The following is an 18,371-nucleotide window of genomic DNA, read 5'->3' as shown; positions in this document are numbered from 1 at the left end:
CGCAAATTTATCCGCTTGATAATTTACGTCTACAATTCAGCCTGTTGCCTCAACTGTTGTACCAGTTATCTGTGTCCTTAAGGGCGTTGTTTGGTGTGCTGAACGCTATGTTCCTCTTATTGAATAAGTTTATACCATATATGGCGGTGAATTGCGCAAACTGCAAGGTGATTTACCCTCGGTATTTCCCTATAATATCGCCACTTCTGACCCAGTAATCCTATCTATATAAGGTGATAAGACGTGATGGAAATCATCCGCGGAGCCCCGGCACTCTCAGCTTTCCGAGTGCAAAAATTGTTGCAAGCCTGCAGTGCCAATGGGTTGCCTGTTAAGGATATCTACGCTGAATTTGTGCATTTGGCTGATGTGACAGCGCCTTTAACTGATGAAGCCAAAAGCCAGCTGGAAAAAATTCTCACCTATGGTCCAGCGATTGAATCTCATGAACCACAGGGGCAATTGCTGTTTGTTACTCCGCGTCCTGGCACTATCTCTCCCTGGTCTTCAAAGGCCACTGATATTGCACAAAACTGTGGTTTGAAAGCGATTAAACGCCTAGAGCGCGGTATTGCGTACTATGTTCAGGCAGAAGAGCTTGATGCTCCTCAGCTCAAACAACTGAAGTCACTGTTGCATGATCGCATGATGGAAGTGGTTCTGAATAACTTTGAAGCGGCCGCTTGCCTGTTCCAGAAAGCCGAACCTAAGCCAGTTGTCAGCGTGAATATTCTCGCCGAAGGGCGTCGAGCACTGGAAATTGCTAACCGTCAGTTAGGCTTAGCGCTCGCCAACGATGAAATTGATTATCTGGTTGAGAACTTCGTCAAACTGGGGCGTAACCCCAACGATATCGAATTGATGATGTTCGCGCAGGCAAACTCAGAACACTGCCGCCACAAAATCTTTAATGCAGACTGGACCATTGACGGTGAAGTACAGCCCAAGTCGTTATTCAAGATGATTAAGAACACCTATGAAACGACGGGCGACTATGTGTTATCTGCTTATAAAGATAATGCTGCAGTGATGACCGGTTGTGATGCCGGACGGTTCTTCCCTGATAGCGATGGTGTTTATCGTTATCACGCCGAACCTGTCCATATTTTGATGAAGGTAGAAACCCATAACCATCCGACCGCCATTAGTCCTTATCCTGGCGCTGCCACCGGTTCTGGCGGTGAAATACGCGATGAAGGCGCTACTGGTCGCGGTTCAAAACCTAAGGCAGGTTTGACCGGCTTCAGTGTTTCTAACCTGAAAATCCCTGGGTTTGTACAACCGTGGGAAGGGGATTATGGCAAGCCGGAACGTATTGTTAGCGCATTCGATATTATGATGGATGGCCCATTAGGCGGTGCCGCATTTAATAACGAGTTCGGTCGCCCGGCACTCTTGGGGTATTTCCGTACCTATGAACAGCAGGTGAGCAGCCACAACGGTGTCGAAGTCCGTGGCTATCACAAGCCCATTATGTTGGCCGGTGGACTGGGTAATATCCGTGAAGAACACGTACAGAAGGGCGAAATATCGCTCGGAGCCAAGCTGATTGTTTTGGGCGGCCCGGCGATGAATATCGGTCTGGGTGGTGGCGCGGCTTCTTCCATGGCATCAGGACAATCCAGCGAAGACCTGGATTTTGCCTCTGTGCAGCGTGACAACCCGGAAATGGAACGTCGTTGTCAGGAAGTGATCGATCGCTGTTGGCAACTAGGTGACGATAACCCAATCCAGTTTATTCATGACGTGGGTGCCGGTGGTTTGTCTAACGCTTTCCCTGAACTGGTGAGCGATGCCGGTCGTGGTGGCAAATTTGAACTGCGCAATGTGCCATCTGATGAACCGGGTATGAGTCCATTAGAGATTTGGTGTAACGAATCACAGGAACGTTATGTGCTGTCGGTTGCGGCTGAAAAGCTTGAAACCTTTACAGCTATCTGCGAACGTGAACGTGCCCCATTTGCCGTTGTTGGTGAAGCAACAGCAGAAGAACATCTGAGCCTACACGACACCCATTTCGACAATAAGCCGATTGATCTGCCATTGGAAGTATTGCTGGGCAAGCCGCCAAAAATGAGCCGTGACGTCAGCAGTTTGCAGGCAACTGGTAAGCCGCTGGATAAGAGTCAAATTCAGTTGGCAGACGCGGTTAAACGTATACTGAGTTTACCGACCGTCGCCGACAAAACTTTCCTGATCACCATCGGCGATCGCACCGTTACCGGCTTGGTCAATCGGGACCAGATGGTTGGCCCTTGGCAGGTGCCAGTGGCCGATTGCGCGGTCACTGCGGCAACGTACGACACTTACGCTGGTGAAGCAATGTCGATGGGTGAACGTACACCGCTGGCGTTATTGGACTTTGCCGCCTCTGCGCGTATGGCGGTGGCGGAATCGCTGCTCAATATTGCAGGTGCCGATATTGGTGATTTGAAACGCATTAAGCTCTCCGCTAACTGGATGGCGGCCGCTGGCCACCCCGGCGAAGATGCCGGTTTGTATGCCGCAGTAAAAGCAGTGGGGGAAGAACTGTGTCCAGAGTTGGAACTGACGATTCCTGTCGGTAAAGACTCCATGTCGATGAAAACTGCGTGGCAAGACAGTGAAGGCAACAAAGCCGTTATCGCCCCATTGTCATTGATCATCACGGCTTTTGCCGCCGTGCGTGATATTCGCAATACGGTTACACCTGAGTTACGTAGTGATAAAGGGGAAACTGCTTTATTGCTGGTGGACGTTGCCAACGGTCAGCAGCGTCTTGGGGGGTCCTGTTTAGCACAGGTATATGGCGAATTAGGTGATAAGGCGCCCGACGTAGACAGTGCCGCCGTGCTGAAAGGGTTCTTCAACGTGACGCAGACACTGGTCGCTGAACATAAACTCATGGCCTACCACGATCGGAGTGACGGCGGATTGTTTGTTACCCTGACTGAGATGGCCTTTGCCGGGCATACCGGTCTGAATGTGGATGTAAGTGCATTGCCCGGCAGTGATATTGCCCGCTTGTTCAACGAAGAACTTGGTGCTGTGATTCAGGTCGCCGCCGCAGAGGTTGCCGAAATTACTGCTGCCTATCAGGCCGCGGGTGTGAATTGTTTGCCCATCGCTTCGATGAATCAAGACGATGTCGTGCGTATTAGTGATGGTTCGCGTGAACTGTTCAGTGCCAGTCGTACCGAGCTCCGTAAACTCTGGTCTGAAACCACATATCGCATGCAGGCACTGCGTGATAACCCAGAATGTGCCAGTGAAGAATTTGCGCTAAAACAAGATGCTACCGATCCAGGTCTTACCGTGAAGTTGGGCTTCGATCCGCAGGAAGATGTGGCTGCGCCGTATATTCTCAAAGGGGTGGCACCCAAAATGGCTATTCTGCGCGAGCAGGGCGTTAATTCGCAGACTGAAATGGCCGCAGCATTTGACCGTGCCGGTTTTGAAAGTATCGACGTGCACATGTCGGATGTTCTTTCAGGACGCATCCAATTGGGGCAATTCCAAGGGCTGGTAGCCTGTGGTGGCTTCTCTTATGGTGACGTATTAGGTGCCGGAGAAGGTTGGGCTAAGTCAATTCTGTTTAATGCCCGTGCCCGAGAGGAATTCAGCCAGTTCTTTGCTCGTAACGACAGTTTTGCGTTGGGTGTGTGTAATGGCTGTCAGATGCTCTCTAACCTTAAGGAAATTATTCCAGGTGCCGAGCATTGGCCGCGTTTTGTTCGTAATCGTTCTGAACGGTTTGAGGCGCGTTTCAGTCTGGTGGAAATTCAACAGAGTCCATCGTTGTTTTTCAATGGTATGGTCGGTTCCAGAATGCCCATTGCAGTCTCTCATGGTGAAGGTCGAGCGGAGTTTGTCTCTAATACAGCGCAACAGCAAGCGGAACAAAGTGGTACTGTGGCGTTGCGTTATGTGACTGGAAAAGGTGAGATAGCGACACTATATCCGCAAAACCCAAACGGCTCTCCAGAAGGGTTGGCAGGCATTTCATCCAAAGATGGTCGGGTAACTATCATGATGCCGCATCCAGAACGTGTATTCCGTACGGTTGCAAACTCATGGCACCCAGATAACTGGGGCGAAGATAGTCCTTGGATGAGGATGTTCCGCAATGCCAGAGTGAATGTTGGTTAAAGCGAGTTATATAAATTTTTTCTGATGGAAAAAGGCGGGTAAATTTAACACCCGCCTTTTTTATCTATGTTGTTATATGGTTAAATTCAATAATTTTCATATGGTTATGTTGTCATTTTTACTTTCGAACCCACTGAAGTGAGTAAAATCAGTGGCTTGACCAGATGTTTACGATTCTTTCCGAACCTGCCTTTTTTGGGCTCTTCCTAATTTATTCGCGCGCTTCTTTAAATAGCCGGTGAGGTTATGTACTGCTCTTTAAGTGCTAATATCTGCATTAAATTTAATGATATCGCGTTCTATTATTATTACTGTAATTAAATAAATTTAAATCGATTAAAAACAATAAGATAGTTTATATTTAAAAAATTTTAGCAACATGCATTTTGCGAAAACTTACCGCTAATTGTCTCCATCAATGTAACTGAGACTGCCAACCTCTACGCAGCGCGCAGCAGAATTCGGCGTAATGGGATGCACTCCTGAAGAAAATTACCGAATGATTTGGTGTGATAAAAATAAAAAATACTATTAGATTAAGTAATCAATAAAAATCTAATAATAATTAAATATAATTTTTTATTTATTAAAAATGTATATAAAACAATAATATAAGTTATATTTATGTTCTGACGTTATTTTTTAAACTTAGAAAAATATTAAGATATAAAAGTTAAAATGTATTTAAATTGGGTTTTTTGTATAACTTACTAACTTAGCGGTGAAAAATAATAAAAAATGAAGTTTGTCAGTTGCTCCTAGCATGTAAAAGACAATGTGTCAATGATACGTTATGGCTAGTGTGTGGCTTGCCTCAAAACCCGCTTAAATCCGAGGGTTTGATTGATTTGAGTCAAAATCAAGTGGTATAAAATGATGGCGAATTTTGGCGAGCGCATTTATCCAAATCACTGATATTTAATGTTTTGTTTGTATCAAGCATGATGTGGATTTTGAAGTTATACACAAAATTCTAATGAAATGTGATTCGCGTCACGTTAAGGCAGTGAAAACCTGATTTACAAGGTTAGTGTTGCTGAATAGCCGTTCGGGAATCATTTGGATGGTTTATCTGATGGAGCAGCATCAGATAGAAATTTACAAAATTACTAACGCTATCCTACTCACCGTCGGGTCGTTTTAATGGGGATTGAAACGGGTTGATGGATTACCATGTAAGGAGTCACAAATGATAGTTGGAGAGGTTGTTGAGCTATCGCGCTTCCAGTTTGCGCTGACAGCCATGTATCACTTCTTGTTTGTTCCCCTCACTCTGGGTATGACCTTCATGCTAGCTATTATGGAATCACTTTATGTGATGACAAATAAGCAAGTGTACAAGGACATGACCAAGTTTTGGGGTAAGTTGTTCGGTATCAACTTCGCATTGGGGGTCGCTACCGGTTTGACTATGGAGTTCCAGTTCGGGACTAACTGGTCTTATTATTCTCATTACGTTGGGGATATTTTCGGTGCACCACTGGCCATCGAAGGCCTGATGGCATTCTTCCTTGAATCTACTTTCGTCGGTATGTTCTTCTTCGGTTGGGATCGCATGTCGAAGCGACAGCATCTGGCAGCTACCTGGTTGACTGCATTAGGTACCAACCTGTCTGCTTTGTGGATTCTTGTGGCAAATGGTTGGATGCAGAACCCAGTCGGTTCAGTGTTTAACTACGAAACCATGCGAATGGAAATGACCAGTTTCACTGAACTGCTGTTTAACCCAGTAGCCCAGGTGAAATTCGTACATACAGTCGCTTCAGGCTATGTTGCAGGTTCTATGTTTGTATTGGCCATCAGCGCCTACTACATCCTGAAAAAACGTGACCTGCCATTTGCGCGTCGTTCATTCGCAGTAGCCGCTAGTTTCGGTATGGCTTCTATCCTGTCAGTAATTGTGTTGGGCGATGAGTCCGGCTACCGCATGGGTGAAGTTCAGCGAGTAAAATTAGCTGCTGTTGAAGCTGAATGGCATACCGAACCCGCACCTGCTTCTTTCACTGCTTTCGGTTACCCGAATCAGAAAGAGATGGAAACCGACTTCGCTATCAAGATCCCTTATGCAATGGGCATTATCGCAACCCGCTCTCTTGATGAACAGGTTACCGGTATTCACGATCTGGTTAAAGAACACGAAGCCCGTATCCGTAATGGTATGACTGCATATGCATTACTGGAAAAATTACGTAAAGCTAAGAAAGATCCAAGCATAGTGGTTGATCCTGCTGATAAAGCCGCATTCGAAGAGAAAAAAGTCGATTTAGGTTATGGCCTGCTATTGAAGCCTTACACAGATAAAATCGTCGATGCTACTGATGAACAGATCAAAGCTGCTGCTAAGGATTCTATCCCTAATGTAGCCCCCTTGTTCTATAGCTTCCGTGTGATGGTTGCGTTGGGCTTCGTGATGTTGCTGGTGTATGCCGCTTCATTCTGGCAAAGCACTCGTCATAAGATCGAAGAAAAGCCTTGGGTACTTAAAGCGGCTTTCTATAGTTTGCCGTTGCCTTGGATTGCGATTGAATGTGGGTGGTTTGTGGCTGAGTATGGTCGCCAACCTTGGACAATCTCCGAAGTGCTGCCAACTTACATGTCTGCGTCCTCTCTGAGCGCGGGTGATCTGTGGTTCAGTATCATTACCGCTACGCTGATTTACACAGTGTTGTTGGTGGTTGAACTGTATCTGATGATCAAATTTGCTCGCCGTGGCCCCAGCAGTCTGAAGACAGGCCGTTATCACTTTGAAAAATTGGAAGCCTGAGCAGAGGGATTAGACCATGTTTGATTATGAAATATTAAGATTTATCTGGTGGGCCCTGGTCGGTGTACTGCTGATAGGCTTCGCCGTAACAGACGGGTTTGATATGGGTGTTGGTGCACTGTTGCCTTTCGTGGGCAAGGACGACACTGAACGCCGCGTAATGATCAATACTGTAGCGCCGCATTGGGATGGCAACCAGGTTTGGTTGATCACTGCCGGTGGAGCACTGTTTGCCTCATGGCCAATGGTTTACGCAGTATCATTCTCAGGTTTTTATGTTGCGATGATCCTGGTATTGGCTGCCTTGTGGTTACGCCCAGTTGGCTTTGACTATCGTTCAAAAATTCAGGATCCAAAATGGCGTAAAACTTGGGACTGGTGTCTGTTCATCGGTGGTTTCATCCCCCCATTGGTGATCGGTGTCGCCTTCGGTAACCTGCTGCAGGGCGTGCCATTCCATTTTGATGAATATCTGCGTGCCTACTATGGCACTAGTGACAGCAACTGGATTCTTAACCTGCTGTATCTGCTGAATCCGTACGGCCTGTTGGCCGGATTGATCAGTGCCGCAATGTTCATGAATCAGGGCGCTTGCTGGCTGCAAATGAAGACTGAAGGTGAATTGCGTGCCCGTGTTGCGGGTGTGGCTCAGATCCTGTCTCTGGTAGTCCTGGTGCTGTTTGCGGTAGCTGGTGTGTGGTTAGCTTACGGTATTGACGGTTATGTCCTGAAATCAGCCTTAGATACTCATGCTGCCTCAGATCCAACGACTAAACAGGTTGCTGTGGAAGCTGGCGCTTGGTTGACTAACTACAGCAAGTACCCATTGACTGTTATCTTCCCCATCATTGGTCTGGTATCACCACTGTTAGTGGTTGTCACTAGCCGTATGGGACGTTCAGGATTTGCCTTCTTGTTTAGTTCATTGACCATTGCTGGGGTGATCTTGACCTGTGGCGTGTCTATGTTCCCATTCGTGATGCCATCATCACTGGATCCTAACGTCAGTCTGACCATGTGGGATGCTACTGCAAGCCATCTGACTCTGACAGTCATGACCTGGGTGGCCATTATTTTTGTTCCAACTGTGCTCGCATACACTTTGTACACTTATTACAAAATGTATGGTCGTATCGGCCGTCAGCACATTGAAACAAACAGTTCTTCACTTTACTAAGGAGCGACAGTTATGTGGTATTTCACTTGGGTACTCGGTCTGTTGCTGGCTTGTTCCTTTGGTATTATCAATGCGCTCTGGTTGGAAACTACAGAGAACATGGATAGAGAAGAAGCAGACAAGTAATCGGCTCGTTCTCCGTTAATTAAAAAGCCTCTGAAGCGATTCAGGGGCTTTTTGTTATCTGGTCACTGGGGGGTCTGTAGCAGCCTCTTTATTTACTCATTATTTGCTGGTGTGGAACGTGAGCAAATAAGATGCCTTTTGGTAAATTTATAAAACACTAATAAAACTATAAAAATCAGCATATATATCTGATTGGACCAGTTGTTATCACTAATCTAACTATCAGATTTTAATTTTTTAGCTAAATTTAATTTTGCACAAAATCTGTACTGTTGAATTGTGTGAAATGTTAACGAGTGCACACTTTAAAGGTGTATAAAATATGCAATAAAACAATAATGTGAGCTATTAATCAATGATATAGATCTGTTTGATGTCATGGAATTAGAATTGATTTAGATCAATGTTGTTAAGTGTTGATGGTGGCAGGGTAGACGTTGCAGTTACAAGAAATATGAAAATTGATGCGGTATCAAGTCGCTATGGAGTGAATGAATGAAAAAGAATATCCTGTCAGGATTGATAGTTGCTGCACTGTTTTCTGCTGCTGCACCGGCAATGGCTCATGAGGCTGGGGACATTATTGTTCGAGCTGGTGCCGCGGTGGTAGCTCCAAACGAATCTAGTGATGATGTATTGACCTTTGGGGAGTTTAAGGTAGACAACGACACTCAGTTAGGACTGAATTTCAGTTATATGCTGACTGATAATTGGGGCGTTGAATTACTGGCTGCTACTCCCTTTAGCCATGACGTAAAATTGAAAGGCCTTGGTAAGATTGCCGACACCAAGCAGTTACCACCCACATTAGTGGCTCAGTACTATTTTGGTAATGCGCAGTCTAAGTTGCGTCCCTATGTTGGGGCGGGCGTAAACTACACCATGTTCTTTGATAACGACTTTACTGCTGGGGCTAAAGAGTTGGGTCTGGATAATCTAAGTCTGAGCAATTCTTGGGGATTGGCGGCTCAGGTAGGTTTGGATTACCAGATAAATAAAGATTGGTTAGTTAACGCGTCGATTTGGTACGCCAAAATTAATACTGATGTGAAATTCACATTAGCGGATACCAACTACAAAGTTAGTACTGATATTGATCCTTGGGTTTACATGATCAGTGTTGGTTATTCGTTCTAGATTGCGTTGTTGGGGGGGAGTAAAAAAGGCGCCAATTGGCGCCTTTTTTATTATCAATGTAAAACCACCTCCTAACGAGGTGGTGGTCATTAATGTTGTTCTGTTGAAGAGACTTCTTTTGATTTTTTCTTTTTCCAGTGGCGCGTGTTGTAGATATATTCTGGTAGCAGCTTGGTAAGCCATGCCACCAGACGCCAACGCTTGGTGACATAAACACGGCGCTTACCCTTAAGCAGTGCATCCACCACTTGGCGTGCAACTTCATCGACGGGTGATAGCCATAGTCGGCTGCGTTGTAATGCAGCCTTGTCTAATAGTCCCAGTTGAATATCTGTGATGGTAATAGGGAGTTTTAACCGTTGGGCATGCATAGATAGCCCTTCCAGGTAATTTTGAGCGAAGGCTTTTGCAGCATGAAACGCTACACTGGGACCACCTCGCAGACCCGCAATGGAATTGATCGCCGCAATCTGTCCAACACCTTGCTTTTGGAATAACCGAAACGCGGTATTGCAGACGGCTGCAAACCCTCGAACATCGACCTCAATGATTTCCTGCTCTAACGCCCAAGGTAATTCAGGGTGATAGGAATTGAGTCCAGTGTTAACCAGAATTAGCCGCACGTCCGTCATCTCCCGCCATACGGCTTCAAGCTGCGGGATCAATATCTGTGGGTCTTCAATGGTGAAATCATACACTTTGGCCGGTGCCGGTAATTCCTCAGCGAATTCCCTTATAGATTCAGCGTCATGAGCCAATAACGCCAGTGCAACTCCTTCGGCGGATAATTGCCTGGCAATCTCTTTACTTAACATGGAACTGGCACCAACAATAATGGCTGAAGTAGCGGACATAATGTGACTCTGCGGCAGAAAATGGGCTTTATGATAGGATGATAGTGACGCCTTCTCAAGATTTAATCATGGAAGTGTAGACATCCAGATGTCTTTATGTATGATCCTAATCATCAGTCCGTATTGCAGTTTCTCCATTCAGCGTTAGCTTTGCAGAAGAAAGTCAGCCAGTACGAATAATCAAGCGTAAACCAGAGAACCGAGAGTCTCTATCAAACAGTAAGAGGCGGATGATGCCCGTAAGAATTCCTGATAATTTACCTGCTGCCGATGTGCTTGAGTCTGAGAATATCTTTGTGATGTCTGAGAGCCGGGCGGCCATGCAGGACATCCGGCCAATGAAGGTGTTGATCCTCAACCTGATGCCCAACAAAATCGAAACTGAGACGCAACTGTTGCGTTTGCTCAGTAATACACCGCTGCAAGTTGATATCGATTTATTGCGTATCCATGATAAAGAGTCCAAACACACGCCAATGGATCACCTTAACACTTTCTATCGCGATTTTGAGGAAGTGAAAGAGCGTAACTTTGACGGTTTGATCATCACCGGTGCGCCACTGGGGAAATTGGACTTTGAAGAGGTCACTTACTGGGATCATATCAAAGAGGTGATCGATTGGTCACAGACGCATGTGACCTCCGTGTTATTTCTATGCTGGGCAGCTCATGCCGGGTTATTTCATCTGTACGGGCTGAAACGTAAAATTCTCGATGTTAAGTGTTCCGGCGTGTTTGAACATTCTCGGGTAAAAGCCCATATACCGTTACTGCGTGGGTTTGATGATGTGTTTTATGCGCCACATTCCCGCTATGCACAGATGGACGTGGCAGAATTAAAGGCCCATCCGCAATTGTCAGTCTTGGCTGAGTCTGAACAGGCCGGTGCTTATCTAGTGATCAGCAATGACCACCGTAATCTGTTTGTGACAGGGCATCCGGAATACCGTAAAGGCACTTTGCGCGACGAGTATTTCCGAGATTTAGCCGCAGGCATCAATCCGCAGATCCCGCAAAACTACTTCCGCAACGATGATCCCAATGCCGAACCCGTTGCTCGCTGGTTTGGTCACGGTAACCTGCTCATCAGTAATTGGCTCAACTATTACGTCTATCAGCTGACACCGTATGACTTGAGCGATCTCAGTGCGAAAACTCCCTGGGAACAGCGCAAAGCCTAAATGAAGCATGAGGCCACCGTTAACGGTGGCCTTTTGTTTATGTTGTCCACTCTCATCAATTGGTTCGCCATTGTCGGCTTTCCTGCGGCGATCCTCTCGCAAATTTTTCAGCGTGACCTAATATTAGACCAACGGCTAGTTGCTTTACGTTCGCGTAAACGTAATCTTGTAGCGTCGCTTAACGAAGAAGGCTTCTTTTGGGGAGAAGCCCATAATTATCAAGGGGGCGAAGATGGGCGTAGCAATCACTGATGAAGTAGTGATCGTCGCCGCACGGCGGACACCGATGGGCGGATTCTTGGGGAGCCTGGCATCGGTGCCCGCCCCACAGCTGGCTGCCACAGTGATAAGGGAATTATTACACAACACTCAGGTGCCACCTGAGCGAGTGGATGAAGTGTTGCTGGGGTGTGTGTTGCCGGCTGGCATCGGTCAGGCACCCGCTCGTCAGGCCGCTTTGGGGGCTGGGTTGCCGATGTCGGTCGGGGCAACCACTTTGAACAAAGTGTGTGGCTCGGGTATGAAGTCGGTGATGCTGGCGCACGATATGATCCGTGCAGGTAGCGCCAATATTATTATCGCTGGTGGCATGGAGAGCATGAGCCGGGCGCCTTATATGCTGGATAAAGCCCGTACCGGTCAACGAATGGGGCATGGTCGATTGGTTGATCACATGTTTATCGACGGCCTGGAAGATGCCTACACCGGAGGTTCAATGGGCAGTTTTGCGCAAAAAACAGCCGATGAATTTGGTTTGAGTCGCCGTGATATGGATAGTTGGGCGTTAACCTCGCTGGAACGCGCCAATTCCGCCATCGCCAGTGGGGCATTTGATGACGAAATGGTGCCAGTGACCATCAATGATCGTCGTGGAGATTATCAGGTTAATCTTGATGAGCAGCCGGGAAATGCTAAACCAGAAAAAATTCCCGCACTAAAACCGGCATTTGCACTGGATGGTACCATCACCGCCGCAAATTCCAGTTCTATCTCTGATGGTGCCGCTGCACTGATGTTGACAAGTCGCGCTCAGGCTCTGGCACTGGACTTACCGATTCTGGCAACCATTAAAGGACACTGTAGCCACGCCCAAGCGCCTGCACAGTTTACAACGGCACCGATCGGTGCGGTTAACAAGTTACTGCAAAAGCTGGATTGGTCATCTGCTGATGTTGACCTTTATGAAATCAATGAAGCCTTCGCCATGGTCACCATGTTGGCAATCAGTCAGTTAGGGTTGGACCCTGCAACAGTCAATGTCAATGGTGGTGCTTGTGCACTCGGTCACCCGATTGGCTGTTCCGGTGCCCGTATTCTGGTCACGCTGATTCACGCCCTGAAACACCGAGGTCTCAAGCGCGGCGTCGCCACTTTGTGTATCGGTGGTGGTGAGGCAACTGCTATTGCTGTCGAAGTTTAATGGCAGCTACCACAGGACTTATTTCTTATGACAACGCACGTAAAACATTTAATTGCCGGCGAGTTTACGGCTGGTAACGGTTCTCGTTGTATCAGTATTACTAATCCCGCCAATAATCAGGAGCTTGCTCAGCTAAACTGTGCGACCTACGCCGAGATTGAACAGGCGATTACCAGTGCTGCGGAGGCGTTTACCGCGTGGCGAAAAGTGGCAGTACCAGAGCGGGCTCGCTTGATGCTGCGTTATCAGCATCTGCTTAAGCAACACCATGATGAGCTGGCAACCATCCTGGCAAAGGAAACCGGTAAAACTTTTGCTGATGCGCGTGGTGATGTCTGGCGTGGCATTGAGGTTGTGGAACATGCCTGCAATATCCCATCGTTGCTGATGGGGGAGACGGTAGAGAATGTGGCTGGTGGTATCGACACCTATAGCATGATCCAGCCGTTGGGCGTTTGTGTAGGGATCACTCCATTTAACTTTCCGGCAATGATCCCATTGTGGATGTTCCCGCTTGCGATTGCTTGCGGTAATACCTTCATACTAAAACCTTCTGAACAGGACCCGATGACGGCTCAGCGCCTGGCGGAGTTGTTTGAGCAGGCCGGGGCTCCCAAAGGCGTGCTGCAATTGCTGCATGGCGATCGTGAGGTGGTGGATGCTTTGCTTTGTCATCCACATATTAAAGCAATTTCTTTTGTGGGCTCTGTGGCTGTTGGTCGTCATGTTTATCAGACCGGTACTCAACATCTGAAACGTGTTCAGGCGTTTGCGGGGGCCAAAAATCACTGCGTCATCATGCCTGATGCCAACAAGCAGCAGGTGATCAATCAGCTGGTAGGTGCGTCAGTCGGTGCTGCGGGTCAGCGCTGTATGGCAATTTCCGTGGCAGTATTTGTCGGCGCCGCCAAAGCCTGGTTACCAGAGCTTCGAGACGCTATGGCGAAAGTGCGGCCAGGACTGTGGGACGATACTGACGCCGGATTTGGACCACTGATCAGTCCGCAGGCCAAACAGCGAGTGCTGGGATTGATTGCGCAGGGCAAGGCCGAGGGGGCTGCGTGTCTGTTGGATGGCGCTGATGCCAGTGTCGCTGGTTATGAACAAGGTAACTGGGTTGGCCCGACTCTCTTCAGCGGTGTCACCGAAGAGATGACGCTCTATCGGGAAGAAATCTTTGGACCAGTACTCAGCTGTATGGTGGCTGATTCTCTTGAACAGGCAATAGCCCTGGTAAATCGAAATCCCTATGGCAATGGCACCTCATTGTTTACTGCCAGCGGTGCGGCGGCGCGTAAATTTCAGCATGAAATTGAAGTGGGGCAAGTCGGCATCAATATTCCGATCCCCGTACCATTACCCTTTTTCTCATTCACTGGTTGGAAAGGTAGCTTTTTGGGCGACCAGCATGCATATGGCAAACAGGCCGTGCGCTTTTATACCGAAACCAAGACCATCACCAGTCGCTGGTTTGAAGATGACATTTCACACGCACCGAACATGACCATCAATCTTGGTTGATAGGTTTCGCGTAGCGATTATTCCTTGATACAGGGCGGTATTAAGTTGCCGCCGGGAGTTACCAATGGATTTTAATCTGAACGAAGATCAGCGCCAGTTTGTGGAATTGGCTCGGCAATTTGCCGCAGAGGAGCTGACACCACACGCGGCACAATGGGATGCAGAACATTCTTTCCCCAAAGCCGTGATCCAGCGTGCCGGTGCGCTGGGTTTTTGTGGCTTATATGCTGCAGAAGAGTGTGGTGGCCTTGGTTTATCACGTCTGGATGCTGCATTGATCTTTGAACAACTGGCGCAGGGTTGTACCACCACTACCGCCATGATCACCATCCACAATATGGCGACCTGGATGCTCTGTTACTGGGGTAGCGTTGAACTGAAAAATAGTTGGGCGGAAAGTCTTACCTCGGGACAGAAGTTGGCCTCATATTGCCTTACAGAACCCGGCGCTGGCAGTGATGCCGCGTCTCTTACCACCAGCGCCAAACGCGAAGGGAATGAGTATGTGTTGGATGGCACTAAATGCTTTATCTCGGGTGCCGGAGCGACAGAGTTACTGATCGTGATGGCTCGCACCGGTGATGCAGGCCCTAAAGGTATATCAGCTTTTGCCGTGCCTGCTGATGCTCAAGGCATCAGTTATGGTAAAGCTGAAGATAAACTGGGATGGAATGCGCAGCCAACGCGACAGATCAGTTTCGACCACGTTCGGATCCCGGCCAGTTATCTTTTAGGTGCGGAAGGTCAAGGCTTCACAATGGCGATGAAAGGCCTTGATGGCGGGCGGATCAATATTGCTGCTTGCTCGGTTGGCACTGCTGAAGCCGCACTGCAACAGGCGCTCAACTATATGCAGGAACGTCAGCAGTTTGGTAAACCGCTGGCAGCATTTCAGGCACTGCAATTCAAACTCGCCGATATGGCCACGGAACTGGTTGCCGCGCGGCAGATGATGTATCTCGCCGCGGTCAAATTGGATGAACAGGCAGTGGAAGCGACAACTTATTGCGCCATGGCAAAACGCTTTGCAACAGACGCCGGATTTGCCATTTGTGATAGTGCGCTGCAGATCCACGGTGGCTATGGTTATATCCGCGAATATCCGTTAGAGCGATATTTTCGTGATGTTCGTGTGCACCAGATCTTGGAAGGCACCAACGAAATTATGCGACTGATTATTGCACGGCGTTTGCTGGAACAAAACAGTGTATTGGCTTTGTAACCGGGGAGCTTATGTTACCGTCAATTGTAGAAATTGAAGGCCATTGCGCCATTTTGACTATCAATAATCCGCCCGCAAACACCTGGACCTTAACCAGCTTGCGGCAACTGCGGGATACTATCGAACAGTTAAACCTCAAGCCGGAGATCCGTGCGCTGATTATTACCGGCGCTGGCACCAAATTTTTCTCCGCCGGCGCGGATCTGAAACAGTTTGCTGAGGGTGACAAAGCGCTGGCAGCAACAGTCGCTGCGGCGTTCGGGGCCGCCTTTGAAACCCTCAGCCAATTTCGCGGGGTGTCGATTGCTGCTATCAATGGTTATGCCATGGGCGGCGGTCTCGAAGTCGCTCTCGCCTGTGACATTCGCATTGCTGAAGAACAGGCACAACTGGCGTTACCTGAAGCCAGTGTGGGCTTGTTACCCTGTGCTGGCGGCACACAAAATCTGACCGCTTTGGTAGGCGAAGGCTGGGCCAAACGGATGATCCTTTGTGGTGAACGGCTCACTGCGGCGAAAGCGTTAGCAATCGGTTTGATTGAAGAAGTTGTTGCCAGCGGCAGTGCATTACAGCAGGCGCTCAAACTGGCCAGCCTGGTGGAGCATCAAAGTCCTGCCAGTGTTACTGCTTGCAAAAGGTTAATCCAATCAGGTCGTCATATGCCCAGAAGTCAGGCATTACCGTTGGAACGAGAACTGTTTGTGGCGCTGTTTGATACTGAAGATCAACAGGAGGGTGTCAACGCCTTCATAGAGAAGCGTCCGGCTCATTGGCACAATCAATAGGGAGAGTATTTGTGGAACAGGTGCTGTTTACCACCCTGAAAACTGTCAGTGGCAAGCTGCTTGGTATTGCCACATTAAATGCAGAGAAGTCACTTAATGCATTGACGTTCGACATGGTGCGGCTACTCGCCCAGCAATTGCGCCAATGGCAACAGGACTCGCAGATCGCTGCCGTCATTCTTGAGGCAAAAGGCGAAAAAGCCTTTTGCGCCGGGGGTGATGTGCGGGCGATCTATTATGCCCAACAATGCCATCCCGGTAGTTTTACCTGCGAAGCTGAACGTTTTTTTGAAGAAGAATATCGACTGGACTATTTGATCCACACCTACGGCAAACCGGTGCTGCTGTGGGGCGATGGTATTGTGATGGGCGGTGGATTAGGACTGATGATGGGGGCAAGTCACCGCATTGTTACTGAGCGCTCGCGCATCGCCATGCCTGAAGTCACTATCGGTCTTTACCCGGATGTGGGCGCTAGTTATTTTCTGAGGCGGTTACCGGGTAAAACCGGACTGTTCCTTGGCCTCACAGCTTACAATCTTAATGCGGCCGATGCGCGATATTGCGGATTTGCTAATCATTTCCTGGCCTCCTCGGATAAACAGCGCTTGTTTGATGCCATGACGACTCTGAATTGGGGCGGCAATCACACACTCAATCATCAGAAACTTCACGATTTACTCACGATGTTAGCGGCAAATTGCAGTGAGCACTCCGGGAACAGTCGCCTGAAGGCTCATCAGTCGCTGCTTGATGAGCTGATGTCCGGAGAACTGCCGCAGATAGTGGAAAAAATGCAGCGGTTGGTGTCCGAGCTCACATGGCTAGATAAGGCTCGCAACACTATGCTCAGTGGCAGCCCTCTGAGCTGGGCATTGGCCTGGGAGCAAGCTCATCTCGGCAAATCGTTGACGTTGGCGGATTGTTTCCGGATGGAATTAGGTTGGAGCCTGAACTGCTGTGCTATCGGTGATTTTTGCGAAGGTGTAAGAGCACTGTTAGTCGACAAAGATCGCTCGCCACAATGGCGTTATGGCAAAGGTCAATTAGCACCGCCGGATGTGCTAGCCGCGCTGTTAGCCGATCCTTTTTCACACGATCATCCTCTTGCTGATCTTTAACTAATCTCTTTGAACAGGAGCACGCAATATGAGCACTGTAGCATTTGTCGGACTTGGCAACATGGGCCTGCCGATGGCTATCAATCTACTGCACAAGGGCTTTAAGGTCAGGGCGTTTGATTTGATTACCGAAGCGACGGAGGCTTTGGCAGAAAAAGGCGCAACGGCTTGCCACAGTGCCGTTGCGGCGGCGACTGGTGCCGATGTCGTGGTGTCAATGTTACCTGCGGGAAAGCATACGCGTGCATTGTATCTGGGGGATGGTGATAGCAAAGGGCTATTACAGACAGTCTCAGAAGACACCTTGCTGATTGACTGCTCAACCATTGATGCCGCGACGGCCAAGGAAGTTTCGCTGCAGGCAGAAGAACAGGGTTTTGATTTCGTGGATGCGCCGGTGTCCGGTGGAACGGCAGGTGCCGCCGCCGGGACCCTGACGTTTATCTGTGGGGGGAATGTTGGCGCTGTTGACCGCGCCAGACCAATTCTGGAAGCCATGGGTCGCAATATTTTTCATGCGGGTGGGCCAGGTAGTGGGCAGTTAGCGAAGATCTGTAACAATATGTTGCTGTCAGTGCTCATGGTCGGTACCAGTGAGGCCTTGAGTATGGGCATCGACAATGGTTTGGATCCCAAAGTGCTGTCGGATATTATGAAGGCGAGTAGTGGTGGTAACTGGACGCTGGAAAAGTACAATCCTTGCCCCGGTGTTATGCCTGATGTTCCGGCATCTAAAGACTATCAAGGCGGCTTTATGGTCGATCTGATGGTTAAAGATCTGGGGTTAAGTCAGGAAACTGCGTTAAAAAGTTTATCGAGCACACCCATGGGGGCACTGGCACGTGCTCTGTTTGTTGCCCATGCTCGCAAGGGGAATGGTCGTCGCGATTTTTCCAGTATTTTTGAACAGTTCAACGATAAAAAAGCATAATCAC

13 protein-coding genes are annotated in these 18,371 nt (G+C 48.4%); 12 read left to right on the top strand and 1 reads right to left on the bottom strand.

Annotated features, from left to right (window positions below):
- Window positions 1–246: 246 nt before the first annotated feature.
- From purL to ompW, 5 genes are all read left to right on the top strand, one after another.
- Window positions 247–4,128 (top strand): phosphoribosylformylglycinamidine synthase, encoded by a 3,882-nt coding sequence (gene purL / locus KDN34_RS10795; protein ID WP_212596619.1) that lies wholly within the window; start codon window positions 247–249, stop codon window positions 4,126–4,128.
- A gap of 1,189 nt (window positions 4,129–5,317) precedes the next feature.
- The gene (locus tag KDN34_RS10790; protein ID WP_212593791.1) at window positions 5,318–6,892 is read left to right on the top strand and encodes a cytochrome ubiquinol oxidase subunit I; all 1,575 of its coding nucleotides are present in this window, start codon (window positions 5,318–5,320) and stop codon (window positions 6,890–6,892) included.
- Window positions 6,893–6,908: 16 nt separating this feature from the next.
- Window positions 6,909–8,069 (top strand): cytochrome d ubiquinol oxidase subunit II, encoded by a 1,161-nt coding sequence (cydB, locus tag KDN34_RS10785; protein ID WP_212593790.1) that lies wholly within the window; start codon window positions 6,909–6,911, stop codon window positions 8,067–8,069.
- Between the two features lie 12 nt (window positions 8,070–8,081).
- The gene (gene cydX, locus KDN34_RS10780) at window positions 8,082–8,195 is read left to right on the top strand and encodes a cytochrome bd-I oxidase subunit CydX (protein ID WP_212593789.1); all 114 of its coding nucleotides are present in this window, start codon (window positions 8,082–8,084) and stop codon (window positions 8,193–8,195) included.
- Window positions 8,196–8,690: 495 nt separating this feature from the next.
- Complete coding sequence (ompW, locus tag KDN34_RS10775; protein ID WP_212593788.1) at window positions 8,691–9,332, top strand: outer membrane protein OmpW; 642 nt, start codon at window positions 8,691–8,693, stop codon at window positions 9,330–9,332.
- An 89-nt stretch (window positions 9,333–9,421) separates the two neighbouring features.
- Here the strand turns inward: ompW and KDN34_RS10770 are convergent, their stop codons facing one another.
- On the bottom strand, window positions 9,422–10,186 hold the full coding sequence (locus KDN34_RS10770) for an SDR family NAD(P)-dependent oxidoreductase (protein ID WP_212593787.1): 765 nt from the start codon (window positions 10,184–10,186) through the stop codon (window positions 9,422–9,424).
- Window positions 10,187–10,419: 233 nt separating this feature from the next.
- Here KDN34_RS10770 and metA point away from each other — a divergent pair, with 233 nt between their 5' ends.
- From metA to mmsB, 7 genes are all read left to right on the top strand, one after another.
- Window positions 10,420–11,367 (top strand): homoserine O-acetyltransferase MetA, encoded by a 948-nt coding sequence (metA, locus tag KDN34_RS10765; RefSeq protein WP_212596618.1) that lies wholly within the window; start codon window positions 10,420–10,422, stop codon window positions 11,365–11,367.
- A 232-nt stretch (window positions 11,368–11,599) separates the two neighbouring features.
- Window positions 11,600–12,787, top strand: a complete 1,188-nt coding sequence (locus tag KDN34_RS10760; RefSeq protein ID WP_212593786.1) for a thiolase family protein — start codon at window positions 11,600–11,602, stop codon at window positions 12,785–12,787.
- A 27-nt stretch (window positions 12,788–12,814) separates the two neighbouring features.
- Window positions 12,815–14,308: a CoA-acylating methylmalonate-semialdehyde dehydrogenase gene (locus KDN34_RS10755; RefSeq protein ID WP_212593785.1), complete on the top strand. Its 1,494-nt coding sequence runs from the start codon at window positions 12,815–12,817 to the stop codon at window positions 14,306–14,308.
- A 64-nt stretch (window positions 14,309–14,372) separates the two neighbouring features.
- A complete protein-coding gene (locus KDN34_RS10750) occupies window positions 14,373–15,530 on the top strand; it encodes an acyl-CoA dehydrogenase family protein (RefSeq protein ID WP_212593784.1) in 1,158 nt (385 codons plus the stop codon).
- 11 nt (window positions 15,531–15,541) lie between these two features.
- On the top strand, window positions 15,542–16,315 hold the full coding sequence (locus tag KDN34_RS10745) for an enoyl-CoA hydratase (RefSeq protein WP_212593783.1): 774 nt from the start codon (window positions 15,542–15,544) through the stop codon (window positions 16,313–16,315).
- An 11-nt stretch (window positions 16,316–16,326) separates the two neighbouring features.
- Entirely contained in the window at window positions 16,327–17,436 is a 1,110-nt protein-coding gene (locus KDN34_RS10740) for an enoyl-CoA hydratase/isomerase family protein (protein WP_228730316.1), read from the top strand.
- 28 nt (window positions 17,437–17,464) lie between these two features.
- Window positions 17,465–18,367 (top strand): 3-hydroxyisobutyrate dehydrogenase, encoded by a 903-nt coding sequence (mmsB, locus tag KDN34_RS10735; RefSeq protein ID WP_212593782.1) that lies wholly within the window; start codon window positions 17,465–17,467, stop codon window positions 18,365–18,367.
- The last annotated feature ends 4 nt before the right edge of the window (window positions 18,368–18,371 follow it).

The sequence above is a fragment of the Shewanella yunxiaonensis genome, assembly GCF_018223345.1.
Classification (GTDB): Bacteria; Pseudomonadota; Gammaproteobacteria; order Enterobacterales; family Shewanellaceae; genus Shewanella; species Shewanella yunxiaonensis.
This window is presented reverse-complemented; position numbering and strand designations above follow the sequence as displayed.

Excerpts from the sequence above, each read along its gene's own strand:
- purL (WP_212596619.1), top strand. The coding sequence starts at position 247 with ATGGAAATCATCCGCGGAGCCCCGGCACTCTCAGCTTTCCGAGTGCAA.
- KDN34_RS10790 (WP_212593791.1), top strand. The coding sequence starts at position 5,318 with ATGATAGTTGGAGAGGTTGTTGAGCTATCGCGCTTCCAGTTTGCGCTG.
- cydB (WP_212593790.1), top strand. The coding sequence starts at position 6,909 with ATGTTTGATTATGAAATATTAAGATTTATCTGGTGGGCCCTGGTCGGT.
- cydX (WP_212593789.1), top strand. The coding sequence starts at position 8,082 with ATGTGGTATTTCACTTGGGTACTCGGTCTGTTGCTGGCTTGTTCCTTT.
- ompW (WP_212593788.1), top strand. The coding sequence starts at position 8,691 with ATGAAAAAGAATATCCTGTCAGGATTGATAGTTGCTGCACTGTTTTCT.
- KDN34_RS10770 (WP_212593787.1), bottom strand. The coding sequence starts at position 10,186 with ATGTCCGCTACTTCAGCCATTATTGTTGGTGCCAGTTCCATGTTAAGT.
- metA (WP_212596618.1), top strand. The coding sequence starts at position 10,420 with ATGCCCGTAAGAATTCCTGATAATTTACCTGCTGCCGATGTGCTTGAG.
- KDN34_RS10760 (WP_212593786.1), top strand. The coding sequence starts at position 11,600 with ATGGGCGTAGCAATCACTGATGAAGTAGTGATCGTCGCCGCACGGCGG.
- KDN34_RS10755 (WP_212593785.1), top strand. The coding sequence starts at position 12,815 with ATGACAACGCACGTAAAACATTTAATTGCCGGCGAGTTTACGGCTGGT.
- KDN34_RS10750 (WP_212593784.1), top strand. The coding sequence starts at position 14,373 with ATGGATTTTAATCTGAACGAAGATCAGCGCCAGTTTGTGGAATTGGCT.
- KDN34_RS10745 (WP_212593783.1), top strand. The coding sequence starts at position 15,542 with ATGTTACCGTCAATTGTAGAAATTGAAGGCCATTGCGCCATTTTGACT.
- mmsB (WP_212593782.1), top strand. The coding sequence starts at position 17,465 with ATGAGCACTGTAGCATTTGTCGGACTTGGCAACATGGGCCTGCCGATG.